The organism is Paenibacillus mucilaginosus 3016 (assembly GCF_000250655.1).
Lineage (GTDB): Bacteria > Bacillota > Bacilli > Paenibacillales > NBRC-103111 > Paenibacillus_G > Paenibacillus_G mucilaginosus.
On the sequence record NC_016935.1, the window covers coordinates 7,212,825 to 7,235,761 of the forward strand.

The 22,937-nt window shown below is 61.3% G+C and carries 19 protein-coding genes and 1 pseudogene; 6 read left to right on the top strand and 14 right to left on the bottom strand.

The window, feature by feature from the left end; translation table 11 throughout:
• Positions 1-55: 55 nt before the first annotated feature.
• From PM3016_RS40955 to PM3016_RS29715, 3 genes and pseudogenes are all read right to left on the bottom strand, one after another.
• Positions 56-856 (bottom strand): annotated as a pseudogene (locus PM3016_RS40955) (spore germination protein); the annotation flags it as partial.
• Positions 834-1,937 (bottom strand): endospore germination permease, encoded by a 1,104-nt coding sequence (locus PM3016_RS29710; protein ID WP_014371976.1) that lies wholly within the window; start codon positions 1,935-1,937, stop codon positions 834-836. The gene PM3016_RS29710 and the pseudogene PM3016_RS40955, both read right to left, overlap by 23 nt.
• Before the next feature lie 249 nt (positions 1,938-2,186).
• A complete protein-coding gene (locus PM3016_RS29715) occupies positions 2,187-2,528 on the bottom strand; it encodes a hypothetical protein (RefSeq protein ID WP_013920157.1) in 342 nt (113 codons plus the stop codon).
• Between the two features lie 214 nt (positions 2,529-2,742).
• Here PM3016_RS29715 and asnB point away from each other — a divergent pair, with 214 nt between their 5' ends.
• On the top strand, positions 2,743-4,587 hold the full coding sequence (asnB, locus tag PM3016_RS29720) for an asparagine synthase (glutamine-hydrolyzing) (RefSeq protein ID WP_013920158.1): 1,845 nt from the start codon (positions 2,743-2,745) through the stop codon (positions 4,585-4,587).
• Positions 4,588-4,740: 153 nt separating this feature from the next.
• Here asnB and PM3016_RS29725 read toward each other — a convergent pair whose 3' ends face one another.
• The 3 genes from PM3016_RS29725 to PM3016_RS29735 all read right to left on the bottom strand — a co-directional run bounded on the left by PM3016_RS29725 (position 4,741) and on the right by PM3016_RS29735 (position 7,340).
• Entirely contained in the window at positions 4,741-5,388 is a 648-nt protein-coding gene (locus PM3016_RS29725; protein WP_014371977.1) for an XTP/dITP diphosphatase, read from the bottom strand.
• Positions 5,369-6,130: a ribonuclease PH gene (rph, locus tag PM3016_RS29730; protein ID WP_014371978.1), complete on the bottom strand. Its 762-nt coding sequence runs from the start codon at positions 6,128-6,130 to the stop codon at positions 5,369-5,371. Before rph ends, PM3016_RS29725 begins: the two co-directional genes overlap by 20 nt.
• A gap of 166 nt (positions 6,131-6,296) precedes the next feature.
• A complete protein-coding gene (locus tag PM3016_RS29735) occupies positions 6,297-7,340 on the bottom strand; it encodes a GerMN domain-containing protein (RefSeq protein ID WP_014371979.1) in 1,044 nt (347 codons plus the stop codon).
• A gap of 184 nt (positions 7,341-7,524) precedes the next feature.
• Between PM3016_RS29735 and PM3016_RS29740 the strand changes: the two genes are divergently transcribed.
• Positions 7,525-8,388 carry a sensor domain-containing diguanylate cyclase gene (locus PM3016_RS29740; RefSeq protein ID WP_014371980.1) on the top strand — a complete coding sequence of 288 codons (864 nt, stop codon included), beginning with the start codon at positions 7,525-7,527 and terminating at the stop codon, positions 8,386-8,388.
• Between the two features lie 15 nt (positions 8,389-8,403).
• A complete protein-coding gene (locus PM3016_RS29745) occupies positions 8,404-8,931 on the top strand; it encodes a phosphatidylglycerophosphatase A family protein (RefSeq protein ID WP_013920163.1) in 528 nt (175 codons plus the stop codon).
• Positions 8,932-9,004: 73 nt separating this feature from the next.
• Here PM3016_RS29745 and PM3016_RS29750 read toward each other — a convergent pair whose 3' ends face one another.
• The 4 genes from PM3016_RS29750 to PM3016_RS29765 all read right to left on the bottom strand — a co-directional run bounded on the left by PM3016_RS29750 (position 9,005) and on the right by PM3016_RS29765 (position 12,973).
• Entirely contained in the window at positions 9,005-10,078 is a 1,074-nt protein-coding gene (locus PM3016_RS29750) for a copper amine oxidase N-terminal domain-containing protein (RefSeq protein ID WP_014371981.1), read from the bottom strand.
• A 213-nt stretch (positions 10,079-10,291) separates the two neighbouring features.
• Positions 10,292-10,906: a hypothetical protein gene (locus PM3016_RS29755; RefSeq protein WP_014371982.1), complete on the bottom strand. Its 615-nt coding sequence runs from the start codon at positions 10,904-10,906 to the stop codon at positions 10,292-10,294.
• A 296-nt stretch (positions 10,907-11,202) separates the two neighbouring features.
• Positions 11,203-12,213, bottom strand: coding sequence for an MBL fold metallo-hydrolase (locus tag PM3016_RS29760; protein WP_014371983.1), 1,011 nt, complete (start codon positions 12,211-12,213; stop codon positions 11,203-11,205).
• A gap of 1 nt (position 12,214) precedes the next feature.
• Positions 12,215-12,973 carry a class I SAM-dependent methyltransferase gene (locus PM3016_RS29765; protein ID WP_013920168.1) on the bottom strand — a complete coding sequence of 253 codons (759 nt, stop codon included), beginning with the start codon at positions 12,971-12,973 and terminating at the stop codon, positions 12,215-12,217.
• A 197-nt stretch (positions 12,974-13,170) separates the two neighbouring features.
• Between PM3016_RS29765 and PM3016_RS29770 the strand changes: the two genes are divergently transcribed.
• Positions 13,171-14,391 carry an ROK family transcriptional regulator gene (locus PM3016_RS29770; RefSeq protein ID WP_014371985.1) on the top strand — a complete coding sequence of 407 codons (1,221 nt, stop codon included), beginning with the start codon at positions 13,171-13,173 and terminating at the stop codon, positions 14,389-14,391.
• Positions 14,392-14,502: 111 nt separating this feature from the next.
• On the opposite strand, the gene PM3016_RS29775 is transcribed toward PM3016_RS29770, so the two are convergent.
• The 4 genes from PM3016_RS29775 to PM3016_RS29790 form a co-directional block, all read right to left on the bottom strand.
• Positions 14,503-15,684 carry a DNA sulfur modification protein DndB gene (locus PM3016_RS29775; RefSeq protein WP_013920170.1) on the bottom strand — a complete coding sequence of 394 codons (1,182 nt, stop codon included), beginning with the start codon at positions 15,682-15,684 and terminating at the stop codon, positions 14,503-14,505.
• A complete protein-coding gene (locus PM3016_RS29780) occupies positions 15,684-16,847 on the bottom strand; it encodes a DGQHR domain-containing protein (RefSeq protein WP_014371986.1) in 1,164 nt (387 codons plus the stop codon). Before PM3016_RS29780 ends, PM3016_RS29775 begins: the two co-directional genes overlap by 1 nt.
• Before the next feature lie 171 nt (positions 16,848-17,018).
• Positions 17,019-17,657, bottom strand: a complete 639-nt coding sequence (locus PM3016_RS29785) for a response regulator transcription factor (RefSeq protein ID WP_013920172.1) — start codon at positions 17,655-17,657, stop codon at positions 17,019-17,021.
• Positions 17,654-19,564, bottom strand: a complete 1,911-nt coding sequence (locus tag PM3016_RS29790; protein ID WP_013920173.1) for a sensor histidine kinase — start codon at positions 19,562-19,564, stop codon at positions 17,654-17,656. Before PM3016_RS29790 ends, PM3016_RS29785 begins: the two co-directional genes overlap by 4 nt.
• A gap of 723 nt (positions 19,565-20,287) precedes the next feature.
• Between PM3016_RS29790 and PM3016_RS29795 the strand changes: the two genes are divergently transcribed.
• Positions 20,288-20,890: an SRPBCC domain-containing protein gene (locus tag PM3016_RS29795; RefSeq protein WP_013920174.1), complete on the top strand. Its 603-nt coding sequence runs from the start codon at positions 20,288-20,290 to the stop codon at positions 20,888-20,890.
• 287 nt (positions 20,891-21,177) lie between these two features.
• A complete protein-coding gene (locus tag PM3016_RS29800; protein ID WP_014371987.1) occupies positions 21,178-22,503 on the top strand; it encodes an MFS transporter in 1,326 nt (441 codons plus the stop codon).
• Positions 22,504-22,937: the final 434 nt, after the last annotated feature.

Consider the following 22,937-nt stretch of genomic DNA (forward strand, 5'->3'; position numbering starts at 1 on the left):
AGAAGCCCGGGAGCAGCAGCGTCACCACGAAGCCGAATCTGCGCATGAGCATGCTCACATAATTGAAGGCCAGCGGCATGTGGGCGTCCTCGGCGCCGGTCAGCAGATACGACAGATTCACGGGGGCGATCAGCGCATTCGGGATGCCGTCCATGAGCAGGACGAACCGGCCGTTCATCAGGCTCTCGACCGCCATGTCCGGCCGGGTCGTATTGTACATCATCGGCAGGAAGCCGAGCCCCGGGCGCTGCAGCATCACCTTGAGCTGTTCATTGGTCATGAGCGCCCCGGTTTCGATGGCATGCAGACGTTCGCGCACCTGCAGCAGCGTGCTCTCTTCGAGAAGATCTTCCATGTAGAGCAGGGCGACGCGGGTCCGGCTCCGGGTCCCGATCACCATCTGCTCGCACGCCAGCTTCTCCGTCTTGAGCCGCTTGCGGATCAGCGCCACATTCACCGTCAGCTGCTCGATAAAGCCGTCCTTCGGCCCGTAATTGGTCGGCTCGGTCGTCGACTCCTGCGGAGTCCGCTCCGGTCTGGCGGCGCAGTCCACACTGTACAACACCCCCGAATCGTCAAAATAGAGCAGCGCTTTGCCGGAGAAGAGCTGATCCGCCAGCGCCTCCCCCGTGATCCCCGGCGACAGACGCTCCACAGGCAGCGGAAGCCATATTCGAGCCTCCTTGATCCGCTCCTCCAGGCCCGCCGACAGGTTCTCGACGAGCCGTTCGGTGCCGGCCAGCCCTTCGCAGTACAGCAGCACACCTTCTTCCCCCGGCAGTCCATGCGTCTTGACATCCTGGCAGCGGACGAACAGCGCCTCCAGCCGCTCCCTAGTCCAGCCTTGCGTGATCACGGGTACGTCCCCCCTTTCTCTTCGTGAAGAGCACAATGCCCAGCAGCAGCAGCGTCAACAGCCCCCAGCCGATGAGTGAGCCCGGAAGATACCAGGTTTTGAGCCACTCGTAGAACAGCACGTCGGGCCAGTGCACCGCGCAGAGTGCGAGAAGCATGCCCGTCAGCCCGAGCAGAAGGAGATCCTCCGTCCGCTGCCGCTTCACCGGGAGCATCTCGATAAGCAGCACGTAATACGTCGAAACCCGGATGAATGCACCCGCGAACCACTGGTAGATCGACAGAAAATCCAGCCGTTCCACATTGTCCCGGAAGTTGACCAGCTTCCACTGCTCGAAGGCGGGATAACGCTGCTTGGCGGACTCCACCGGGCCGAATTCGGCGATCGAGCCGGTGACGGGGCCTACGGTAAGGCCGACCAGGATCACAACGAGCAGAGCCAGGTGCCACCACCGGACGGACGTGCGGATATGATGCTGCAGGAAGACGAACAGAACGAATTCGGCCTGGGCCCCCAGGGACAGGATCATGCCGCGGACAAAAGGCGCCCCCCCCTCCTCCATCAGGGGAAACAGCAGGGAGTAATCCTTATTCGGAATATTGCCGAAGGCGACGAACCAGCCCAGCGCCACGATGACCGGCAGCAGGATGCCCGTCATCACCGCAATGCAGAGAATCCCGGAGCGGGCCGCCACGAAGCAGAGCAGCAGGAGCAGCACGGCCAGCGACAGCACCGGGGTCTCGGGGAGGTAGGATGTCGCCGCCCAGACCACCGTATCTTTGACCGTAATGAAGACCGCCAGGAGGAGATACAGGATGAGCACCAGACGGAGCAGGCCGGAGACGGCGCGCCCGGTCCGCTCCCGGACCCACTCCAGCAGCGGCCGCCCTCCGCTGCGCTTCACGATCACAATGAGACAGACGGTCCACAGCAGGAGTACGGGCAGGCAGGCCAAAGCGGAGAGCCAGGCATCCCGTCCTGCCGTATCCAGTACGGCCGGAATGACAAGCACATGGTTCATCAGCCCTACGGACGCCATCAAAATCATGGCTACCTGAAGCATGGAAATCCCCGTATACATCCCGCCTCTCCTCCTTCCGCCTCCGCATCCATAATGTTCCTTGCCTCTTCCCGTGTAGGATGCCGGAATCGCGAAGTTCCTATGCGATGTTCAAGGACGGATTTCAGGGCCCGCCTTCCGCGGCGGCGGAGGCGCTGCCCGGGTTCCGGGGCGCAGCAACAAAAAAGCAGCCGGGATGCTGGTTCTCAGCATCCCGGCTGCCGTGAGATCGATCGGCGTGAAGGGGTTGTTGCCAAATAAAAAATAAAATCAGTTCATATTCATGGCCGCTTGAATAAGCTGGGCCTTAATGTGCGGGTTTTTGTCGATGAAGGCATACATGCGGTCTACCGCTTCCTTGTTCTGCAGATAGTCCTTTTCCTTCTTGATCATCTCTTTGGACCACTTCAGCAGAGCGGATTCGGCGGCACCGAGACGGTTGAGCGCCGTATGCAGACCCGTATCTTCGACCAAACGCTCCATGGTCTCCTGGTTCACAGTGCCAAGCAGCTTGGTCGCCGCCAGCTTCTGCTCGAAGTCCTTGTTGGTTTGTTCGAAGTGTTCTTTGGCTTCTTTATATTCTTTTTGTTGCTGTGATAACGCTTTTTTCATACGTAATCCACCTTTGCGTGTTTGATGATCCATTGCGCTCTTCAGATAGTGTAACTTTTCTTCGACGGTTTGTCCATTTCTTCGGCAAGTTTTTGGGCCGAAAGGCGGGGAGGGACAGACATGTTCCGCTTTCGTCCCGCATAACCTTTATCATCTTGCTGTCGCATGCAGCCGTAGGGCCGAGACATTCTAGAGAGCAGAGAGGATGAAGGCTATGTGTGGAATCACGGGATGGATCGATTGGAACAAGGATTTGACCCAGCATCCGTCCGTTCTCGAGAATATGACGGATACGCTGGCACCGCGCGGCCCGGACGCGGCCGGAACCTGGATCGTGCCCCGCTGCGCGCTTGGCCACCGGCGCCTCAGCGTCATGGACCCCGCGAACGGTGCCCAGCCGATGACGCGCAAAGTGGGCGAGAACACGTTCGCCGTTGTGTACAACGGGGAGCTTTATAACGCACCGGAGCTCAAGAAGGAACTCGAAGAACGCGGCCACCGCTTCCGGACGACCTGCGATACGGAAGTGCTGCTGGCCGCCTATGTCGAGTGGGGCCCGGGCTGTGTAGACCGGTTTAACGGCATCTTCGCTTTTGCCGCTTGGAACAACGAGGAGCAATCGCTCTTTGCAGCCCGGGACCGGCTTGGGGTCAAGCCGTTCTTTTATGCGTATACGGAAGGCCGGCTGCTGTTCGGTTCGGAGCCGAAGGCGATTTTGGCGCATCCGGACTTTCCCGCCCAGATCAACGGGGAAGGCCTCGCGGAGATCTTCGCGGTAGGACCCGCACGCACGCCGGGGCATGGAGTCTACAAGAACCTCACCGAGCTGAAGCCCGGCCACTGCCTCACCCTGGACGCGAACGGCCTGCGCATCCGTGCCTACTGGAAGCTCGAGAGCCGGCCGCATGAGGACGACGTGGAAGCGACGGCGGCCAAGGTGCAGGAGCTGCTGCGGGACACGGTCATCCGCCAGCTTGCCTCCGACGTGCCGGTGTGCACCCTGCTCTCCGGCGGCCTCGACTCCAGCGCGCTGACCTCCCTGGCGGCATCCTACTATAAAGACCAGGGCCTCGGCACCCTCCATACATTCTCCGTCGACTACGTTGACAACGACAAGCACTTCAAGGCGAACGCCTTCCAGCCGAACGCGGACGCTCCGTGGATTCAGCGGATGACCGATCACCTCGGCACCGTGCACCACCCGATCGAATTCGATACGCCGGAGCTCGTCGAGGCGCTGCGCCAGGTGGTCAGCGCGCGCGACCTGCCGGGCATGGCCGATGTCGACGGTTCGCTGTACCTGTTCTGCCGGGAGATCAAGAAGCATGCGACCGTGGCGATCTCGGGCGAAGCCGCCGACGAGATCTTCGGGGGCTATCCGTGGTTCCACCGCGAGGAAGCCCTGAACGCCGACACGTTCCCGTGGTCGCTCGCCACACCGGACCGCGTGAACCTGCTCTCGAAGGACTTCGTCGATTGGGTGAAGCCCGAGCAGTATGTCAAGGAGCGCTACCGGCAGGCCCTCTCCGAGGTGCCCCGTCTGGCCGGCGAGAACCAGCAGCAGAACCGGATGCGGGAGATGTCGTACCTTAATATCACCCGCTTCATGCCGACGCTGCTCGACCGCAAGGACCGCATGAGCATGGCCGTCGGGCTCGAGGTGCGCGTGCCGTTCTGCGACCACAGGCTGGTGGAGTACGTGTGGAACATCCCTTGGGAGATCAAGACGAGCGGCGACCGGGAGAAGGGTATTCTCCGCAAGGCGCTGCGGGGTGTCCTTCCCGAGGATGTGCTGACACGCAAAAAAAGCCCCTATCCGAAAACGCACAACCCGAACTATCTGGCTGCGGTCCGCTCGTGGGTGCTGGAGATTCTGGACGATTCGTCCTCCCCGCTGCTGCAGTTCATCGATGTCGCCAAAATCCGGGCCCTCGCCGAGGACGACGGCGGCAAGTTCGATCTTCCGTGGTTCGGACAGCTGATGACCGGCCCCCAGCTCTTCGCCTATCTGGCGCAGGTCGATACCTGGCTGCGGCAGTACAAGGTGGCGATCCGGTAAATCCACCCGGACTTGGGCGATGCATACAGAAAAACCCGCAGCCGGGCTGCCCGCTGCGGGCCTTTCTCCTCTTCCAGTCTGCGGCACCCTGCCGCAGGCTTATCCTTGCTTGGGCGCAGCCTGTCCGCTTCCCCCTCCGTTAACCGAGCAGGGTCAGGCGGAAGGAGCGCCGCCCTTCAGGACGTCCATCAGCCTGCGCAGGGCCTGTCCCCTGTGGCTGAGCTTGTTCTTCTCCTCCATCGCCAGCTCCGAGAGCGTGCGGCCGAGCTCCGGCACATAGAAGAGTGGATCGTAGCCGAAGCCGCCCGCGCCGCGCGGCTCCCCGATAATCGCGCCTTCGCATGTGCCTTCGACCTCGGCGGCGGTCCGCCCTTCGGCGTCGACCAGCGCCATTGCGCAGACGAAGCGGGCCGGGCTCAGCAGCGCCGGCCCCCCGCTCGCCGGCTCCCCGGCGGGGCCGAGGCGGCGCAGCTCTTCGAGCAGCTTGCGGTTGTTCGCCGCATCGTCCGAGGGCTCGCCGGCATAGCGGGCCGAATACACGCCCGGCGCCCCGCCGAGCCGGTCGACGCACAGCCCGGAGTCATCGGCCAGCGCCGATACGCCGAGATGCTGTGCCACGGCTCTTGCCTTGATCAGCGCATTCGCCGCGAAGGTCTCCCCGTCTTCCGGAATATCGGGAATCGACGGATAGTCGAGCAGGCTCTTCACCGCAATCCCCTGCTGTCCGAAGAGGGCCGCGAATTCCCGGACCTTGCCGGCGTTCCGGGTCGCGATGACGACTTCAGTTCCGAGCTGCCGCATGGGAAGCCCCCTTGATCTTGTCGGCGATCGGGCCAAGCACCCGCTTCTGCTCCTCGATCACACCCAGGATGCCGCCTTCGGCCAGACCCAGCAGCTCGTCGAGCTCCCTGCGGGTGAACGGCGCTTCTTCGCCTGTGCCCTGCACTTCCACGAAGGCCCCGCCGCCCGTCATGACGACGTTCATATCGACTTTGGCTTTCGAATCCTCTTCATAGTTGAGGTCGAGATAAGGGGTCTCTCCGATCACTCCGACCGAGACGGAAGCCAGGAAATCATTCACCGGGAACCGGCTCAGGTTCTTCTCGCGGGCGATCTTGTCCATCGCGAAGACCATCGCCACGAAGGCGCCGGTGATCGAGGTGGTGCGTGTTCCCCCGTCCGCTTGAATGACGTCGCAGTCCAGCGTGACCGAACGCTCCCCGAGCGCCTCCAGACTGACCACGCTCCGCAGCGCCCGGCCGATCAGCCGCTGAATCTCCATCGTCCGGCCGCCGAGCTTGCCCTTCGCCGCCTCGCGCTGGTTCCGGACATTCGTCGCCCGCGGCAGCATCGAGTACTCCGCTGTAACCCAGCCTTTGCCCTGGCCCTTCATGAATGGGGGAACCCGCTCCTCCACGGTTGCCGTACAGATGACTTTGGTATCTCCCATTTCGATCAGAACCGAGCCTTCGGCATGTTTATTATAATGGGCGGTAATCGTTAAAGGTCTCGTTTCATCCGCTTTTCTGCCATCGTTTCTCATGTGCTTCCTGAATCCTCCTTTGGCTTGACGACTCCCATTGTAACAGAGGCCCTCTGGAAATCCAAACCTCATCTGCGGCGGGTCCCCACACCAAATACAAAGCGCCTTCCGCCGGGTTCTCCGGGCAAAAGGCGCTGGATGGAAGCGAAGCGGATGGTGCCGCCGCCTAGAGTTTCAGCTGGTTGACGGCCGCCGGACGGCTAACCGGCTTCGCGTAGCTTTGGTTGTCGGTTGCGGCGACCTTGGCTTCGCCGTTCACGAGGATCTGGACCTTCGATCCGGCGCCGGCATTCTCCGTGAGCGAGAGCACGACCGCCTTGAGCGCTTCGGCCGGCGCCTTCTTGTCCGCCCCGAGCATGGTCTCCGTGAAGTTGACGGTGATGACGTCGTCCGCCCGGCTGACCTTAAGCAGCTGCGCCCCCGGAAGCACCGCCGTCAGACCCTTCTTCTGGTCGGGCCCGGCGATCAGCTGCTCGATCACGGCCTCGTCCACCTGGTCGGTCCGCTGGATCAGCCGGGTAACGGGCACGTAATACGTGAACTCCTCCTGGTTCTGGTTCAGGAAGTAGAGCGTCACCGGCGTCGTCTGGCCGTACTCCACCTGGTCCGGCTTCTCGAGGTTGATGCCGAGCGCCCGGGTCAGGGGTTCGTCGAGCGGCGTCTCCCCTACCGGCATCTCGGTCAGCGCCTTACCCTCCACGCGGATCTGCACCTTCTCGACCGAAGGGAAATTCGTCAGCGTCCAGGTCAGGCCCTCCAGGATTTTCCGTTCGTCCGCCAGGTTATAATCCGTGAACATTTTGGAGAAATCAACAGTAGCAAGTTTTTGTTCCTTGTTGATGTCGATGCCGCGGATCTCGGTCCCCTTCGGGAGCAGGCTTGTGAAGCCGGCCGGCAGCTGCCCCTGCACCGCTCCCCCGTCCACCATGTACTCCAGCGCCTTGCGGGCCGCACTCTCGGTCTTCTCGATCTGCAGGGCGATCGGTGCGACGAAGCCTTTCTCGTCCTTGGCATAGATCGTGATCTGCATCGGATTGGCTATCGCCGTCGACGCCGCCTTGGCGCTTGTCGGCACTGCGTCCGTTCCGGTCGTCTGGGGAGGATCGATCTGCAGGGATTGGTCTTTGGATTCAAGCAGCGAACAGCCGGAAGTCAGCAGGGCGACAATGCCGGCGGCGGCGGCGATCCGGGTCCAGCGGTAGGGTTTCATGGCGTTTCCTCCTTGGGTTTACGGGGTGTTTGTCCGTTTTACTTCATGTATACGGGGAAGAGACAAGTTTATGACTAAAACTTGTGCCAAGCCCTCCCTCCGCCGCCAGGAGGGCATTCTTGATTTGCCATAAATCCGGTGCCTATAAGGATAGATGTGTTTTTCCAAAAAGAGGTGATTCGCCATGGAAAACCGTCTGCATGGACTCATTCCGGAAGCTTGGTATCCCCGGGCACTTCAGCAGTCGCCGGATTGGCTGTGGTTCGTGGATCAGGATGGAGAGGAGCCGCTTGGCGTCGCTCCCGCCGACAATGCCGGTGCCAGGCTGTCCGGCCGGGTCTATGCCGCCGATCTTCCCGAACTCGAGGACGCCTGCGTGGAGCTAGTACGGGACGGCAGGGCCTTCACGCTCGACTTTCGCGTAGTGCTCCGCAGCGGCAGACTGCTCTGGCTCGAAGGCAAGGGCTATCCGCTGGAGGATGGGCATGCGGTCATCGCGGCGCGGGATATCACGGCGTTCAAGCAGCAAGAGGAGCGCCTCAGCCGGCTCGCTTACTATGATGCGCTGACGGGCCTTCCGAACCGCCGGCTGTTCCAGGACCGCTTCATGCAGGCCCTGTACATGGCCAAGCGGTATCATCATAAACTCGCCGTGCTCTACCTCGACATGGATGATTTCAAGCAGGTGAACGATTCGTTCGGTCATGCTGCCGGTGACGAGCTGCTGATCCTGGCGGCCTCGCGGCTCTCCCACTCGATCCGGGAGCCCGACACCGTATGCCGTCTCGGCGGAGATGAATTCGTGCTGCTCCTGCAGCAGTTCGAGATCAAGGAGGATATCCTCAAGATCGGCAGGCGCATCGGCGATGCCCTGAGCCAGCCCTTCGACATCGGCGGCCGCGGCATCCGGATCTCCTCCTCCATCGGAGCTTCATTCTATCCGGATGACGGCAAGGACCTGGATACGCTCCTGAAGTGCGCGGATGCGGCGATGTACGCATCCAAACAGCGCGGCAAAAACCGGCTGGAACTCTTCTCAGAACCGTAAGGAGGCTACCCGTCCATGAATCCCTACAGCTTGAACAGCAAGAAGGTTGCCGAAGCCTCAAGAGCCTGGCTCGAGGAGCGGGGCGTTACGGTGGAAGATATTACGGAGCTGACGTTTTTCCTGCAGAACGGATATTACGACTCCCTGACGCCCGAAGAATGCCGCGAGAGCGTCGAGCAGGTCCTCTCCAAGCGGGAAGTGCAGAATGCGATTCTCACCGGCATTCAACTCGATAAGCTGTCGGAGGAAGGCAAACTGCTCTCCCCGCTGCAGGAGATGGTCGAGAATGACGAGAGCCTGTACGGCTGCGACGAGGTGCTCGCCCTCTCGATCGTCAATGTATACGGAAGCATCGGCTTTACCAACTTCGGCTACATCGATAAGTCAAAGCCGGGCATCATCGGGAGGCTCAATGACAAGAGGGGCGAGCATAAGCATACGTTCCTCGACGATATCGTCGGAGCCATTGCGGCGGCGGCCGCATCCCGCATCGCCCACCGCAAGCAGGCCCAAAAGGAAGCGGCGCTCGAGCCGGTTACCTGAATCATCCCAAATATAAGATAAAAAAAGACGTCCCCGAGCAAAGGCTCAGGACGTCTTTTCGTTATCGTCAAAATTAGAATTGAATCGCTGTATCCGTCGTTGTTTCTGTTGTTGTTTCTGTCGTTGTTTCTGTTGTTGTTTCTGTCGCTGTTTCAGTAGAAGCTTCCGTCGTCGTTTCAGCTGCCGCATCCACTGCAGCGGCCTCTTCCGTCGTCGTTTCAGCTGCCGCCGCTTCTTCGGCTGCCGCTTCTTCCGTAACGGTCTCTTCGGCTGCCGTTTCTTCAGCTGCGATCGTCTCGTCTACGATAACAACGCTCTGGGATTCCGGCTCCCACTGAACATCAGCGTTCAGGGACTCGCTCACGAAACGGACAGGGATGACCGTCGAACCGTTCTCGATCTGTGCAGCCACTTCCAGCGTTACCTCTTCCCCGTTCACGATGGCTGTCGTGCTGCCGATGAACAGCTTCACGACCGTCTCACCGCGGGTAACGGTAACGGAGCGCTCTTCCGCATTCCAGGCCACTTCCGCCTGCAGGGACTCGGCAATCGCGCGGAATGGTACCAGCGTGCTGCCGTCTTTAATGAACGGCGCTACTTCGAACTTCGGCTCTACGCCGTTGACGAAGGCTTTGATGCCTTCAGCTTGTCCAAGCTTCTTCTGGAGCTGGGCCAGCTTCTTGTACAGCTTGAGGTTCTTCAGGTCCGCCTTCACGGCTTCCTTCTGCACTTCGACAGCCGTTTCCGTCTCGCCCTGCACTTCGAGCTCCTCGGCGAGCGTCGTCAATTCTTCCGGCGTCTGTACTTCTACGCCGTACTTCTGAAGGAGAGCGCCCAGAACCGCACCGGACGGCTTGTCCTTGTTGTTCTCATACGCGCGCTGCAGCCCTGGAGGCACTTTGCCTTTGCCTTTACCCTTGCCGTACGTGTCCTCGGTTACCGTTACAGCCTCTTCTTCTTTCACTTTCACTTTCAGCTGCTTCTCGCTTGCAGCTTTCGTGGTAGTTTCCGTGCTCTTTTCCTGGGTATTCTCACTGCTTACACCCTTGGAAGAGCCTTTGCCTTCTTTCGGCGCTGCCACAGCAGCGGAAGCGATCAGAGAGGCGGCAACAACAGACGACAGAACGGTAAAAGTCAGCTTTTTCACGATATTCCTCCTAAGATGTATGAGTGCCTTGCTGTGATTCTATTATATCATTCGACATTCATTTGTCGATTGAGTGGATTCAATTACCTAGTTAGTCGAAAAATATCGAATAATATTTAGAGAATAAGAAAAAGGAACAGGAGCGCCTCACGGAAGCGCCATTCCTGTTCCTTTATATCGGCTCCGCAGAGCCGATCGATTAGATCTGTCCGGTCACAGCGGAGCCATCGTTTCGGCGATAGCCTGCAGTTCCGCCCGCGACAGCCCCTTGGCCGACTGCAGCGCGATGAACGTGTCTTCCATCTTAAAGTAGAGCGTATCCTGTCCGCCTACAGTAACGAACTTGCCGGATCCCTGCTTCAGCGTCACATTCTCTTCCTTCTCTACCGTTCCGGCAGGCTTGATCTCGCTGGCGGATTCGATGATGCTCATCTTCGCATACTTGAGCGTCACCTGCTTCTGTCCGCCCCCGACCTGATCGAACTTCTCATCGGCCGTTCCCTGCTGGGGCACATACACCTTGGCGAGCTCCTGGATTTTGGCTACGTCGGCAATCCCTTTGCGGTCCGCGTCACTGTAAGTGATCTGCGCCAGGCTGATCTTCTCGGCCGGCTTCTGTGCCGCCGTATCCCCCTGCTGCCCTTTCTTGGCGGTGTCGGCGGTTCCTCCGCCCTGCGTTGTTCCCCCCTGCTGCCCGTTATTCTCGGTTCCCGGCGCCGGCGCTGCCTCGTCATTGCCGCATCCGGTCATCAGGGATAAGGCCAGAACGGCAGCGGCCAGCCAGGCCGCCTTGCGCCGGCCGGTGTAACTTGGTGACATAAGCTTCATCTGAAGCACCTCCGGTGAGTTGTGATCCTGATGGTTTATTTTTCCCGGAAGGGAGCAAAATATCCATCCTTCTCCTTTATCCCGGCAGCGGCCCCCGTGCCGCAGACAAATTCAGGAAGGGCCGTGCCGGTTCCGGTCCGGCTTGGAGAATGGGCATAGTATGAAGAAGACGTTGGGCGAAAAAAACGGCCCGCCGGCTCCCCCGTCCCGGCCGAAGCGGCCGGATCAACCGGAATGAAGCACAGCGGGCCGCCTGATTGCAGCCCTATTAACCTATTCTGCTTGGACCAAACACTTTATACGGTGAGCTGCAGAGGCTCGTACCGCACCCGCCCGTCCGCCTCCGTCTCCCGCAGCCGGCCCGCTTCGCGCAGCCAGATCAGGTGCGCCAGCGTCTCCGCCAAGGCGAAGCGCAGCTGATGGAGCGTAAGCCGGTCGCCGAACGAGGCACGGCATACTTCATAGGCCGTGCCGCCCTCGCCGACAAGGGCCTGCATCGCCTTCAGACGCTCATCGTGATGCGCGAGGAGCTCCTGTGCCCGGCGCGCCAGATGGGCGAACGGCTCCCGGTGGCCCGGGAACGCGAGCCGGACTTCGCAGCGCGCGATGTCCGCGAGGCTGGCCAGATAGCTCGCCAGCGGGTTCTCGTCGATGCCGCCGGGCAGGTAGCTCACGTTCGGCGAGATCTGCGGCAGCACATGATCGCCGCAGAACATGATGCCGGTCTCCGGCCGGAAGAAGATGATATGCCCTGCCGCATGGCCTGGCGTCTCAATCGTCTCGTAGAGCGCATCCCCGAGCCGGAAGGGTTCTCCGGCCCGGATCGCCGTAACCTGCGGCTGGGGCGACACGGACGGCACGAAGCCGTCCATATGCCCGCGCATCGGCCCGTCCAGCTCTTCAGGCAGACCGTGCCGGCGGAACAGCTCCATGAGCTGGCCCGTCATCGGCTGTCCCTCGCCCCAGAGCAGGCGCACCTGCCGGAGCCCCGTCTCCGAGAGGAAGACCGGCGCGCCGGTGCGCTCCTGGAACCAGCCGGCGAGACCGTAATGATCCGGGTGGTGATGCGTCAGCACGATCCGTTCGATGCTGCGCCAGCCGATGCCCTGATCCGCCAGCACGGTCTCCCAGAGCCCCTCGGCCGCTTCGGTGCGCAGGCCCGGATCGATCAGGGTCCAGCCCGCCTCTCCCGGCACCAGATACGCGTTCACCCAGCGCAGCGGGAACGGCAGGGGCACCTTGACCTGGAGAATCCCGTCGTGGGAGGTTACCGGTGCACCGGTGTTTGGTTTGCGTTCTTCCGGCATGCTAAGCTCTCCTCCGCCCTACAAAGATCATCCGCTTCGAGCCGGCTTCCCGGTAAGGCTCCGCATCGTAGCCCCCATAGACGGCATCCACCTCGAGACAGGCTTCCTGCAGCATAGCCAGGAACCGCTCCTGAGGAATCAACCGCACCTGCTCGCGATATTCCCGTTCCTCTCCGCCCTGGAGATCCCGGAGCACAATCGTCTTTTTGACGAAGCCGTCCTCGATCCGCCGCTTCTCTTCGATGCGGATACCCTCTTCCTCACGCGCCGAAGCGGGCACCAGATGCTCCTCTACATAGGAAGGGTTCAGATAATCGATGATGAACCGCCCTCCCGGCGCGAGCAGCCGGTGAATTTCGCGGAGCACCCGCATGTTGTCCCCCTCGTCGTCGAAGTACCCGAACGAGGTGAAGAGATTGACGACGGCATCGAAGGGGCCTTCGAGCGGCACGTCGCGCATATCCCCCCGCAGCCAGCGCACCTCGCCCGCCGGATCTCCCTTGACCGCTTCCTCCAGAAGCACCTCCGACAGGTCGACGCCCGTCACCCGGAAACCGAACGAGTGAAGCGCCTTCGAATGGCGTCCCATCCCGCAGCAGAGGTCGAGCACCTCGGAGCCTTCCGGAAGCTCGAGCCATTCCATCATGCGGCGCACCTCTTCGTACGCCCCCTGCATATCCCGATGCTTGTAAACGAGCAGATAGTCCCGCCCGAAGCTTTTTTCATACCATGGTTCCTGCTCCATTTGTTCCTGTACCATTGCGTGTAGGATTCCCCTCTCCCGGCAAACTAAGCCCTATTTTACCAGATTTCGTCTCCATAAAGAACTTGAAGCCTGACCAGGCCCGCAGGAGCCGCCTCCGCTCCCCTCCGCGAAGCAATTCCATGATGCACGGCAGGCCGGAATCAGTTACTATAGGATTAACTGACTAAGGCACCCGGATTTGGAGGACTATCATGGCACACACGGAACAAATGACGCTTGAAGGGCGGATCGCCGGCCGCAAGCACAAGGATATCTTCGAGAGCATCCGGCGCCGGGGAACGGTATCGAAGATCGAGCTTCTGGACAAAAGCGGCCTCACCGGCAGCACCCTGACCCGCACGCTCGAGGAGCTGACAGCCCAGGGGCTGATCCTCGAAGCGGGCTTCGGCGAATCCACGGGCGGCCGGCGGCCGATTCTCTACGAGATCAACCCGCACTACGGCTACGTCTTCGGGCTGGACCTCTCCCGCATTCATTCCCGGCTCATCCTCTTTGACCTGCGGATGAACAAGCTGGAGAGCAGGCGCTGGGCCATGACGGAGGAGCTCACGCCGGCCCTGCTCCTGGACCGCATCGCCGAGGCGGCGCTCGAGATGCTGGAGCGGCACGGCATCGCGCACGACAAGGTGCTCGGCCTTGGCATCGGCGCTGTCGGCCCCCTCGACCGCGAATCCGGCACGCTGATCGACCCGCTGCACTTCCCGTCGGGAGGCTGGGCGAATCTCAGCATCGCGCCGTATCTCGAGCACCGGCTCGGCTTTCCGGTGCTGCTCGAGAACGGCGCGAATGCCGCCCTGATCGGCGAATCGTGGTCCGACCGCGAGCGTGACTACCGGCATATGCTGTACATCCATGCCGGGGTAGGCCTGCGCTCGGCGATGATGACCAACGGCCAGGTCGTGTACGGCGCCGTCGATATGGAGGGGTCGCTCGGGCAGATGATCGTCCAGAGCGACGGCCCCCGCCTGTGGGGCCAGGGCAATTACGGGGCGCTGGAATCCTACGCTTCGATTCCCGCCCTGGAGCATCAGGCCCAGTCCCTGCTGAAGCGGGGACACGACAGCCTGCTCGCACGGCTTGAGCCGGATCCCGAGCGGATCACCTTCGCCCACCTGCAGACGGCGCTGCAGGAGAACGACCCTTTGACCGTGGAGCTGTTCACGCAGGCAGCCACCTTCTTCGGGATCGGACTCGCGAACCTGCTCAACATTCTCCACCCCGAGAAGGTCATTCTCGGCGGCCCTCTGGTCAGCAGCTATTCGGGCTTCTTCCATACGGCCACCCGCGTGGCCGTCCAGCGCACTTACTACTATCCTACCTATCAGGTCGTGTTCAGCCACGGCTCGCTCGGCGAGGAAGCGATCGTGACCGGCTCGGCCCTGCTCGTGGTGAACCGGCTGACCGCCCCTTAAGCCGGCCGGCCGGTTCCCCAACCCAAAAAGCTCCGCCCCTTCTCCCTGCTGCAGGGAGAAAGAGCGGAGCTTTTTTCATAGAGAACCAGGGGTTGAACCGTCTGAAGAACCTTATGCCGAAGCTTCGTCCGCCTCGTCTTCCGTTACCGGTTCGCCCTTCAGCTCCTGGAACAGCTGGACGAGCTTGCCGTGCTTGCGCAGCGACTTCTCGTGAATGAGATTCAGCTTGCCGTTGTCCAGCACGCCGAACCGCTCGACGAGCAGCTCGTTCTCGTGCGTCCAGTCGAAGCCCTCGAAGATGCTGAGGCACGAGGTCCAGTTCTTCGTGTACTTGCCGTCCGTGAAGAGGTAGCGGTGCGCATACAGCGCGATGCTCTCCTGCATGGCACGGGCGGAGGAGCTGTACTGCGGCAGCCCCGGCTGCTCGGGCATCAGCGGAATCAGAGCCGAGTAGAACTGGTGCAGAATCTCGATATACTGCGAAGGGTCCTGCTTGATCCGGCGGGCCAGCTCGTAGGAAGGCTGCATTTTGCCCGTGAACAGCATGGTCGCCGTCGAGTACAGCCAGGAGAACGACGTGAAGTTCTTGTTGTAGGCCGTCAGGTTCGCACGGCGCTCCACGCCTGCCCCCTTCAGGAAGACATTGTGGTCCACCGCCTGCTGGATCACGAGATTCAGCGGATCGATCGAGTCGAACGAGTGGCCGAGCTCCTTGCTCACCAGCTGCACCTTCGAGTTGATGTCGCCGAAGAGCTGCTTCTCCTCCTCTTCGCTCAGCCCGATGTAGATCTGCACGGCAAGCTCGCTCTCCATCAGCTCCAGGCGGCGGCGTTCGAGCTGCTCCACCTGGCCCTCCAGAAGCTCCAGCTCCGAAGCGAGCTCGGTATCCTCCGGCGAACGGCGGACCTTCACTTTCATCGCCGCCACCTTCCGCTCGAGGGAACGCGACTCCTTCAGCATCTGCTCGTTCACATAGCCGAGCGCCAGGATCCGGTGCTGCCCGTCGAGAATGCTGAGCTTCGAGCCCGGGCGCAGGAAGAGGCCCTCTTCGGTCTTCGCCAGCGAGCTGACGTCGCGCAGGCTCAGCGTTACCGGGCCGAAGAAGACCCGGTCGAGCTCGCGCTCCTGGAGATAGTTGGCGATCTTGCGGCGCTGTCCCCCGCTGAGCTTGCGCTGCACCATCGGGTCGATCGACGTATAGTTGAGCAGATCCTTGACTTCCACAGGCACCGTCGCGAGACCGTAACGGTCACAGAACGGATGGATGGTCATTTGCAGGTTTAAGCCGTCCATTAGCTGGCATCCTCCTCGGAACCGGATTCGTAAGGATCATTATCGGAGCGGATCAGGAACAGATGATGCTCGTCGTAGAAGTCACGGACGAACTGATACGCCTTCATGATCCGGGAGCGTCTTGGCAGACGGTCCTTCTCATCGCCGGTGTAGATTGCATTCCAATCGATGTGCGGCAGAATTTTGAGCGCATGATCCAGCGCATATTTGTTGAACGTGCCGGTCTTCGTCACTTCGTCGTGGAAGAACATGGCGAGGGCGATCTGCAGGTTCTCGGACCAGCACAGCTCGCCTTTCTCCGGCTCCGGCAGGTACTTCAGCAGGCTTTCGAAATACAGGGAAGCGAGCTTCAGGTGCTCCTCGATCTCTTTCTCCTCGAAGTAGTAGCCGTTGTTGCGGGCGGCGGACTTCAGGCGCCCTTCGAACAGGCCGATGAGCACTTCAATCAAGAGATGGTAGGAGAACAGATACTCCGGCCCCTTGCCCCGCTCGGTGAACATGTCAACCGGAATGCGCTTCATGACCGGCGCCTCTTCAGCCAGACGCGAAGCGAGCACATGGTAGAACCGGCGCTGCTCGCGGAGCACGGCCAGGTTGCCGCCGATCTTGCGCGGAAGCTTGTTGATATCGGAGAAGAGCTGCCGCTCCTGGCGGGCGTTGATATCGAGATAGATCATCGTCGACATCGGGAAAGAGTACAGCTTGCTGAGCTTCGCGCTGATCTCTTCCATCCGGTCGTATTCACGCCGGTCCTTGGCCCGCGCCATGGCGCTCTGCAGCGTCTCCATCAGGCGGCGGAAGGCGGCCAGACGGTGCTGTCCGTCCACGACGTAGAGCTTCTCGATCGCCTGCAGGCGGTATACCTTGGCCGAGTTGTCATACTCGCCGGCTCCGCGGGCCGACAGGATGATGCCCGGGAAGTAGATGCCCTGCCCGTGGTCCAGATAGAGCATGATGTAGTCCATCATCTTCGAGAGGTTCTGAGGGACGATCGCGCGCTGTACTTCCAAGTCCACCTCGTAAATGGCAAACAGCTTGCTCATGGGAAGCGTGGTGGAAAGCGTCGTTTGTCCGAACGTGCGCGATTTCACGCCGGGAATTTCTATATAAGATGACGCTTTCTGCTCTGCCAGCAGTTCCGACAGAGATGAAATTTGATCCATAACCGGTTCCTCCTTGGCTCATCTCACAGTGAGGCAATATTGATCTATTTTACTATAATAGGTTCATATAGTTCCATTATACACCGATTAAAGCCGAAACATTCAGGAGGAAACGGGAAAAAGCCGATTTTTTCCTGAAAAACTCAGGAAATCCGCCCTCTCCCCCGGACCTTACCGCAGCTTCGTCTTCTGCTGGAGCTGCAGGAAGCGGTCCACCGCCTGCGCGCGGGAGCGGACGCCGAATTTATCGTAGATGCGCCTCAGGTAGTTATCCACCGAACGCTTGCTCATCTGGATGTCCCGGGCGATCTGCTCATTGGTCGCGCCTGCGATCACCATCGTCATGATATACACTTCATCCTCGGTCAGGGGCTGGGCTTCCTCCGGGTCTGACGTAAAGCGGATCCGGCGGAAATAATCCTGCGGCAGCAGGGTCTGCCCGTGAATCACCGCGCTCACCATCAGCTTGATGACCTCGGGGCTCGACTCCTTGCTGAGGATGCCGCTCACGCCGATCTGGATGAAGTGCGTGTAGAGCTCCGAAACATCGACGCCCGTAAAAATAATGATATGCACGGACGGGTACTTCTCCTTGATCTCGGAGGCGAGCCCGTCGCCGAGCCGGTCCGGAAGATGGAAGTCGAGGAGCACCACATCGGGCAGCTCGCTGGCGATAAGCTCAAGACATCCGGCACCGGTGCCGGCAATGCCGATGACCTGTACATTCTCCAGGCCCCGCACGAGATCTGCGGTGGCCTGCGCTATCAGCGGGTGATCGTCCACAATCAGGACTTTTTTCGTGTAGTTCATACGGCATGTACCTCTTTCACGGGAATCTGTATCGTAACCTGCACGCCGTGCCCCGGGGAAGAGACCAGCTCGAAGGAGCCTTCCAGCAGCAGAACACGGCTGCGCATCTGCAGCAGACCGAGGCCCGGGGAGGAGATGCCTCCCAGGCCGGCCCGCTCCGCTGCGGCGTCCGGGTCGAAGCCCGAGCCGTCATCGGTATAATGGAGGCGGACCTTCCCAGGCTCCGCCGCCGACAGCTCGACGGCGATCCGGGAAGCGTCCGCGTGCTTGCGGGCATTGTTCAGGAGCTCCTGGACGAGACGGAACAGCTGCCGCTTCGTCTCGGACGGAAGCTGCTCGAGCCTTGCGGCCTCCTCCGCCCGGAACTCGATCTCCGCCTCCTGCATGCCCTGCTCGAGCCCGGCGAGCTTCTGCAGCGCCCCGGTCAGGCCGAGATGCTGCAGCTGCAGCGGGCTCAGCTCGAAGAGCGTCTGCCGCAGGTTCTCGTTCATGAGCTCGAGATGGCCGGCGGCGCTGGCGGCCAGACGCGCCTCCTCCGAGCCCTCGGGCAGGCGCTCGAGCAGCGGCAGCAGCCGGCTGCGGACGTAGATCAGATCCTGCGCGGTCGTGTCGTGCAGGTCCGAGGCGAAGCGCAGACGCTCGCGCTCCTGCCCGTCGATCAGCGCCCGGCGCAGCCAGCCGAACTTCACCTCATGCGGCATGCGGGCCGCCAGCTCATGCAGCCGGAGCGACAAGCCCCGCGCCAGAATGACGTTCTCCAGCGCGAAGCGCAGGGAAGAGAGCAGCAGCGCCAGCCGTTCTCCTTCTTCCCTGCCGAGCGCCTGCTCCTTCACCGGCCCCTTCAGGATCAGGTAGCCGGTGACGGGCTCGTCCATCATGATGACCTGCCGGAGATAACCGGCCCTCTCCTCTTCCGCAGCCCTTCGGGCCTCCGGCCCTTCCATCCCTTCCTCGATGCTCTCCAGCGCGGACTCCGTCCGGCCTTCCCCATAGCGGAGCACCACAGCGGCCGCTCCCCCGAGAAGTCCGGCAATCCCCCTCAGCAGAGGCTTCACGACGCTCAGTCCCCCCGCCTCCTCCCTGGAGGCGCCGGCCGAGTCGAACGCCAGCAGGGCTTCCTCCAGCGTTCCGCCGGACGGAGCTTCGGTTACTGCGTCTGCTTCCGCTTCTGCGGCCTGTTCGGACGCTGCCGGAGTCCCCGGCCTTCTCCGCAGGAGCAGGATGAGCAGCAGCGTAAGGGAACACCAGCCCGACAGCAGCGGGTGAACTCCGTATGCGCCGGTCAGGAGCAGAGGCAGGAGACTGAGCAGCAAGGGGGGAGCCAGAAGGGCGGCAGCGGTCCAGACGGCGGAGAGCGCCGGATCTCTTAGGGGACTGCGCTGCAGGGGCAGGGCGGATGGAGCAGGAAGACGGATCAACGCCAGGACAAGGGGCGCCGTTCCTCCAAGCAAAAGCACGGCGCCCCCCCAGTCATCGTACTTGACGGCAGCGGATGCGGGGCCCGGCGGAAACGCCAGCAGACGCCCCGCGCCGAGCAGAAACCAGGCGGCCAGAAACACCGCCAGGCGGGCACGCGGGAGAGCCGCCGGGCGGGAAACGCCGGCCTTCTCGGACGCCCTGACGGCTCCCGCCGCCAGGGCCGCCAGCAGCGGCAGCGTGAACAGGACGGCGGCCGTCCCGCCCCCCGCAGCGGGTACTTCCTCTTTCGGCCAGAAACCGCCGTGAAGACAGACGGTTCCGGCGGCGGCAAGCAGGCCGGAGAGCACGGAAGCCGCTCCGTAGGACAGGGCCGTCCTTACGGCGAGCGCAGCCCCGTAACAGAACAGCCCTGCCAGCACAGCAGCCAGCGTGGAATCCGGAGACAGAAGCAGAGCCGAAGCGGCTCCCAGGTGTAGGACAAACAGCATGGGCGTACACCATGTGCACCCTTAAATATTCTCATTCGACCTCCGGATGACCCTGCGTTTCTTGCGCATAGATGCACTTTTTTGATGTTATTTTGCACAAGAAACGTTTCGTTTTTAATTATAGCATGTGACCGTGGCCTTTAATACTAAGAAACTCTTAATCTCCAGCACGCATCCGCCGGTGAAAAGACCTCTCTGCGGCGGAAGTTGGCCGGACTCGAAAGCCGGGCAGTCCTGCGGGGCTGAAGCGCTTTTCCCCGCCGGTTTACCAAGGCCTGAAGGCAGCGCGGAGGTACGGAAGCGAGCTCCCGAGTAAGCGTTTCCACATATTGGGATTACTTACAAATCAAAGCGGTAATGAACACTGATCCCTGGTTACAACGATATATTTCACATTTGTATTCAACATCCTTCATCTCATGTCCTGCTTGGGAGAACACGGATTGTTCCGCTTCTTCTCCCCTACCATTCCCCACATTCCTCTCCGCCAAATCATTCGGAGGAACGTACGGCAGTAAGTCCGCACGGGAGGCCCCTTCCCGATGAGTCCTTGCGGCTCCGCCCCTGACGGCCCGCTGTCCCTTCAGGTGCCGGCTGCGTTCGCTTTCCCATCCAAATCTTGACAACCGATGCTTGCCATTCTACTATAAAATACACAGCAAACGTACGTTCGAGAAAGCTCGATGGTCCCCGTAATCCATCAGTAATGGAGGATGAAACCTTATGGTCAACGGAATCAAGTATCCCCGTCTGGAGGCAGCCTCCGGCCGGACTCCCGAGGATTGGCTCGGACTGCTGCACGAATCCGGTGCCGGCCACGGCACTGCGGATGACATCACCGCCTGGCTGCAGGGGGAGTACGGTCTTGCCCCCGCCTGGAGTGAGGTGGTCGCCGCCGCTTACCTTCACCGGTACAAGGGCATCCGCCCTGTCGGTCTGACCGCCCAAACCGGATATCAAATCGGCGTGCGCCGGACCGTTGCCTCCTCCCCGGAGCCGCTGTGGGACCTGCTCACTTCCTCCCGCGGCCTGCCCTTGTGGCTCGGTGAGACGGACGCGCTGCCTCTCGTGCCACGGGCTGCCTATGCGGCCGGGGATGGCCTCAGCGGAGAACTGCGGGTCGTGAAGCCGCCGGTGCAGCTGCGCATGACTTACCTCCGTGCGGACTGGCCTCGGCCTTCGACCCTCCAGGTCCGGCTCCTCGCCGCAGCCGGGGGACGGACGACCCTCAGCTTCCATCAGGAAAACCTCCCTGACCTGTTCGTACGGGAAGAGATGCGCCAGCAGTGGGATCAGGCAGCGGCAGGGCTGGAGGCCTTGCTCTAGGCAGAGGGAGGGAAGGGGCTGAGCGGCCTTTTCCGGCAGGGCGGTGAAGCTGAAGCTTTCTTATATCGTGAGAAAACTTCATATCAACCACGGATGTACTTCTTCGAAAGAACCCCGGTCAGGGGTTTTTCTTGTGAAAATGCTGTAAAGCGGCAGGATTTGGGAAGCCCCCAGCGAATATGCGAATAGAATAGCGGATGAACGGATCCTGGCATCCGCATCCCATCTGCGCGGATTCCGCACGGTGAGCTCCATGCCCTGCAGCCGCTGAAAGGAAGATGCCGCTCATGCTACCTCCTCAGGCCTCTGCCGTCGAAACGCCACGGCGCGGAGCCGCCTTGTTTCTGTCGCTGCCCATTCTGGCCTGGGCGCTGTACGATTTTGCCAACACAATCTTCACCAGCAATATTGTTACGATCTTCTTCCCGTTCTATCTGAAGGAAGCGGTCGGGGGCAGCGAAACGGCGAATCAGATCGCCGGCACCTTCATCACGTATACGAATGCGCTTTCAAGCCTGTTTCTGGTGCTGCTCTCCCCGCTGTATGGCGTATGGATCGACCGGACGGGGCGGAAAAAGGTGTACCTCGTGCCCTTCACGCTCGTCTGCGTGGTGAGCACGATGCTGATGGGCGCCGCTGCCGGTTATTGGAACACGGACCGGACGTTGGCCGGTCTGCCGCTTCCCCTGGCCGCCGTGCTGCTGCTCTTCATGATCGCCAAGTTCACGTATAATTCGGGTCTGGTCTTCTACGATGCCATGATATCGGATCTTGGGCGAGGGAAGGAGATCCCCCTGATCTCGGGCTTTGGCGTGGCCGTCGGCTATATCGGCACCCTTGTGGGTCTGTGCGTCTACCCGCTGGTCGGCGACGGCGGCTTCCACCGCTCCTTCATCCCGAGCGCCCTGCTCTTCCTGCTCTTTTCCCTGCCGCTCTTCCTATGGTACAAGGAGCCTCCGCCGAAGCCGATAGCCGGACCGAAGCCCTCCTTCTTCAGCGGCTACCGGGAGATCGCGGCGACGTTCCGGGAAGCCCGAAGCTACCGTGCGGTGTTCCTGTTCATGATCGCCTACTTCTTCTTCAACGATGCGGTGGCGACAGCCATCACCGTCATGGGCGTCTATGCCACGGGCGTCATCGGCTTCAGCACGACGAAGTTCATCCTGCTGTACCTTGTATCCACCGTCTCGAGCATTATCGGGTCGTTCCTCTTCGGCTATGTGACCCGAAGCCTCGGGGCCAAGCATTCCGTCAGCTTAGTCGCGCTGGTCATGATTGCCTCGATCGCCCTGGCTTCGCTCGCCTTCAGCGAAGCCGTGTTCTGGGCCGCCGGCAGCCTCTACGGGGTGGCGATGGGAGCGATGTGGGTCACCTCGCGCACGATGATCGTGGAACTGACCCCGCCGGAGCGCCGCGGCCAGTTCTTCGGCCTGTTCGCCTTCTCGGGCAAGGTGTCCTCCATCGTGGGCCCCCTGCTGTACGGCTCGATCACATGGGCCCTGGCCGATTACGGGAACATCGCCAGCCGGATCGCCCTCGGCTCGCTGCTGGTACTCGTCGTGATCGGCCTGCTGTTCCACCTGCGGGTCCCGTACGAGCGGGAGCGGGCTTAAAGGCCGCTGCCGGGCAGGTGCAACGGGAGCTGCGGTAGTGGGGGTGCAGGCGCTGGCTTGCTCGCACCGCGGGGCGGGCGCTGACGTTACAGGGCTGGCGGGACTTTGGCTGGCCGCACAGCGGTCAACGCTGACACCAAGAGGACTCCTTCACGCGGGAGTCCTCTTACTTATCGAGCAGCTGGGCTGGGCCGGGCCTCAGCGGCAGCAGCTTATCTCATGCACAAAATAGCGGAACTCAGATTCGCTATTTCACTCTTTGAAGCCACCGAACCGCAATAGAGGAACTCAGATTCGTTATTTGACCGTTCGGCCGCCCATCGAGGCAGGGTGACGGCCAATAAGGCATCTGAGCTCCGTTATTATTCGGGAAATGATGGGAAATAACCCGATAAGGCATCTGAGTTCCGCTATTTCGGAGGACCCCCTCAGTA

Bases quoted from the DNA above. Each gene is read 5' to 3' on its own strand.
- PM3016_RS29790 (WP_013920173.1), bottom strand. From the start codon at position 19,564: ATGCTGTTTGTCCTACACCTGGGAGCCGCTTCGGCTCTGCTTCTGTCT.
- PM3016_RS29770 (WP_014371985.1), top strand. From the start codon at position 13,171: ATGGCACACACGGAACAAATGACGCTTGAAGGGCGGATCGCCGGCCGC.
- PM3016_RS29785 (WP_013920172.1), bottom strand. From the start codon at position 17,657: ATGAACTACACGAAAAAAGTCCTGATTGTGGACGATCACCCGCTGATA.
- PM3016_RS29755 (WP_014371982.1), bottom strand. From the start codon at position 10,906: ATGAAGCTTATGTCACCAAGTTACACCGGCCGGCGCAAGGCGGCCTGG.
- PM3016_RS29795 (WP_013920174.1), top strand. From the start codon at position 20,288: ATGGTCAACGGAATCAAGTATCCCCGTCTGGAGGCAGCCTCCGGCCGG.
- PM3016_RS29715 (WP_013920157.1), bottom strand. From the start codon at position 2,528: ATGAAAAAAGCGTTATCACAGCAACAAAAAGAATATAAAGAAGCCAAA.
- PM3016_RS29725 (WP_014371977.1), bottom strand. From the start codon at position 5,388: ATGCGGCAGCTCGGAACTGAAGTCGTCATCGCGACCCGGAACGCCGGC.
- rph (WP_014371978.1), bottom strand. From the start codon at position 6,130: ATGAGAAACGATGGCAGAAAAGCGGATGAAACGAGACCTTTAACGATT.
- PM3016_RS29740 (WP_014371980.1), top strand. From the start codon at position 7,525: ATGGAAAACCGTCTGCATGGACTCATTCCGGAAGCTTGGTATCCCCGG.
- PM3016_RS29710 (WP_014371976.1), bottom strand. From the start codon at position 1,937: ATGTATACGGGGATTTCCATGCTTCAGGTAGCCATGATTTTGATGGCG.
- PM3016_RS29765 (WP_013920168.1), bottom strand. From the start codon at position 12,973: ATGGTACAGGAACAAATGGAGCAGGAACCATGGTATGAAAAAAGCTTC.
- PM3016_RS29735 (WP_014371979.1), bottom strand. From the start codon at position 7,340: ATGAAACCCTACCGCTGGACCCGGATCGCCGCCGCCGCCGGCATTGTC.
- asnB (WP_013920158.1), top strand. From the start codon at position 2,743: ATGTGTGGAATCACGGGATGGATCGATTGGAACAAGGATTTGACCCAG.
- PM3016_RS29745 (WP_013920163.1), top strand. From the start codon at position 8,404: ATGAATCCCTACAGCTTGAACAGCAAGAAGGTTGCCGAAGCCTCAAGA.
- PM3016_RS29800 (WP_014371987.1), top strand. From the start codon at position 21,178: ATGCTACCTCCTCAGGCCTCTGCCGTCGAAACGCCACGGCGCGGAGCC.
- PM3016_RS29775 (WP_013920170.1), bottom strand. From the start codon at position 15,684: ATGGACGGCTTAAACCTGCAAATGACCATCCATCCGTTCTGTGACCGT.
- PM3016_RS29780 (WP_014371986.1), bottom strand. From the start codon at position 16,847: ATGGATCAAATTTCATCTCTGTCGGAACTGCTGGCAGAGCAGAAAGCG.
- PM3016_RS29760 (WP_014371983.1), bottom strand. From the start codon at position 12,213: ATGCCGGAAGAACGCAAACCAAACACCGGTGCACCGGTAACCTCCCAC.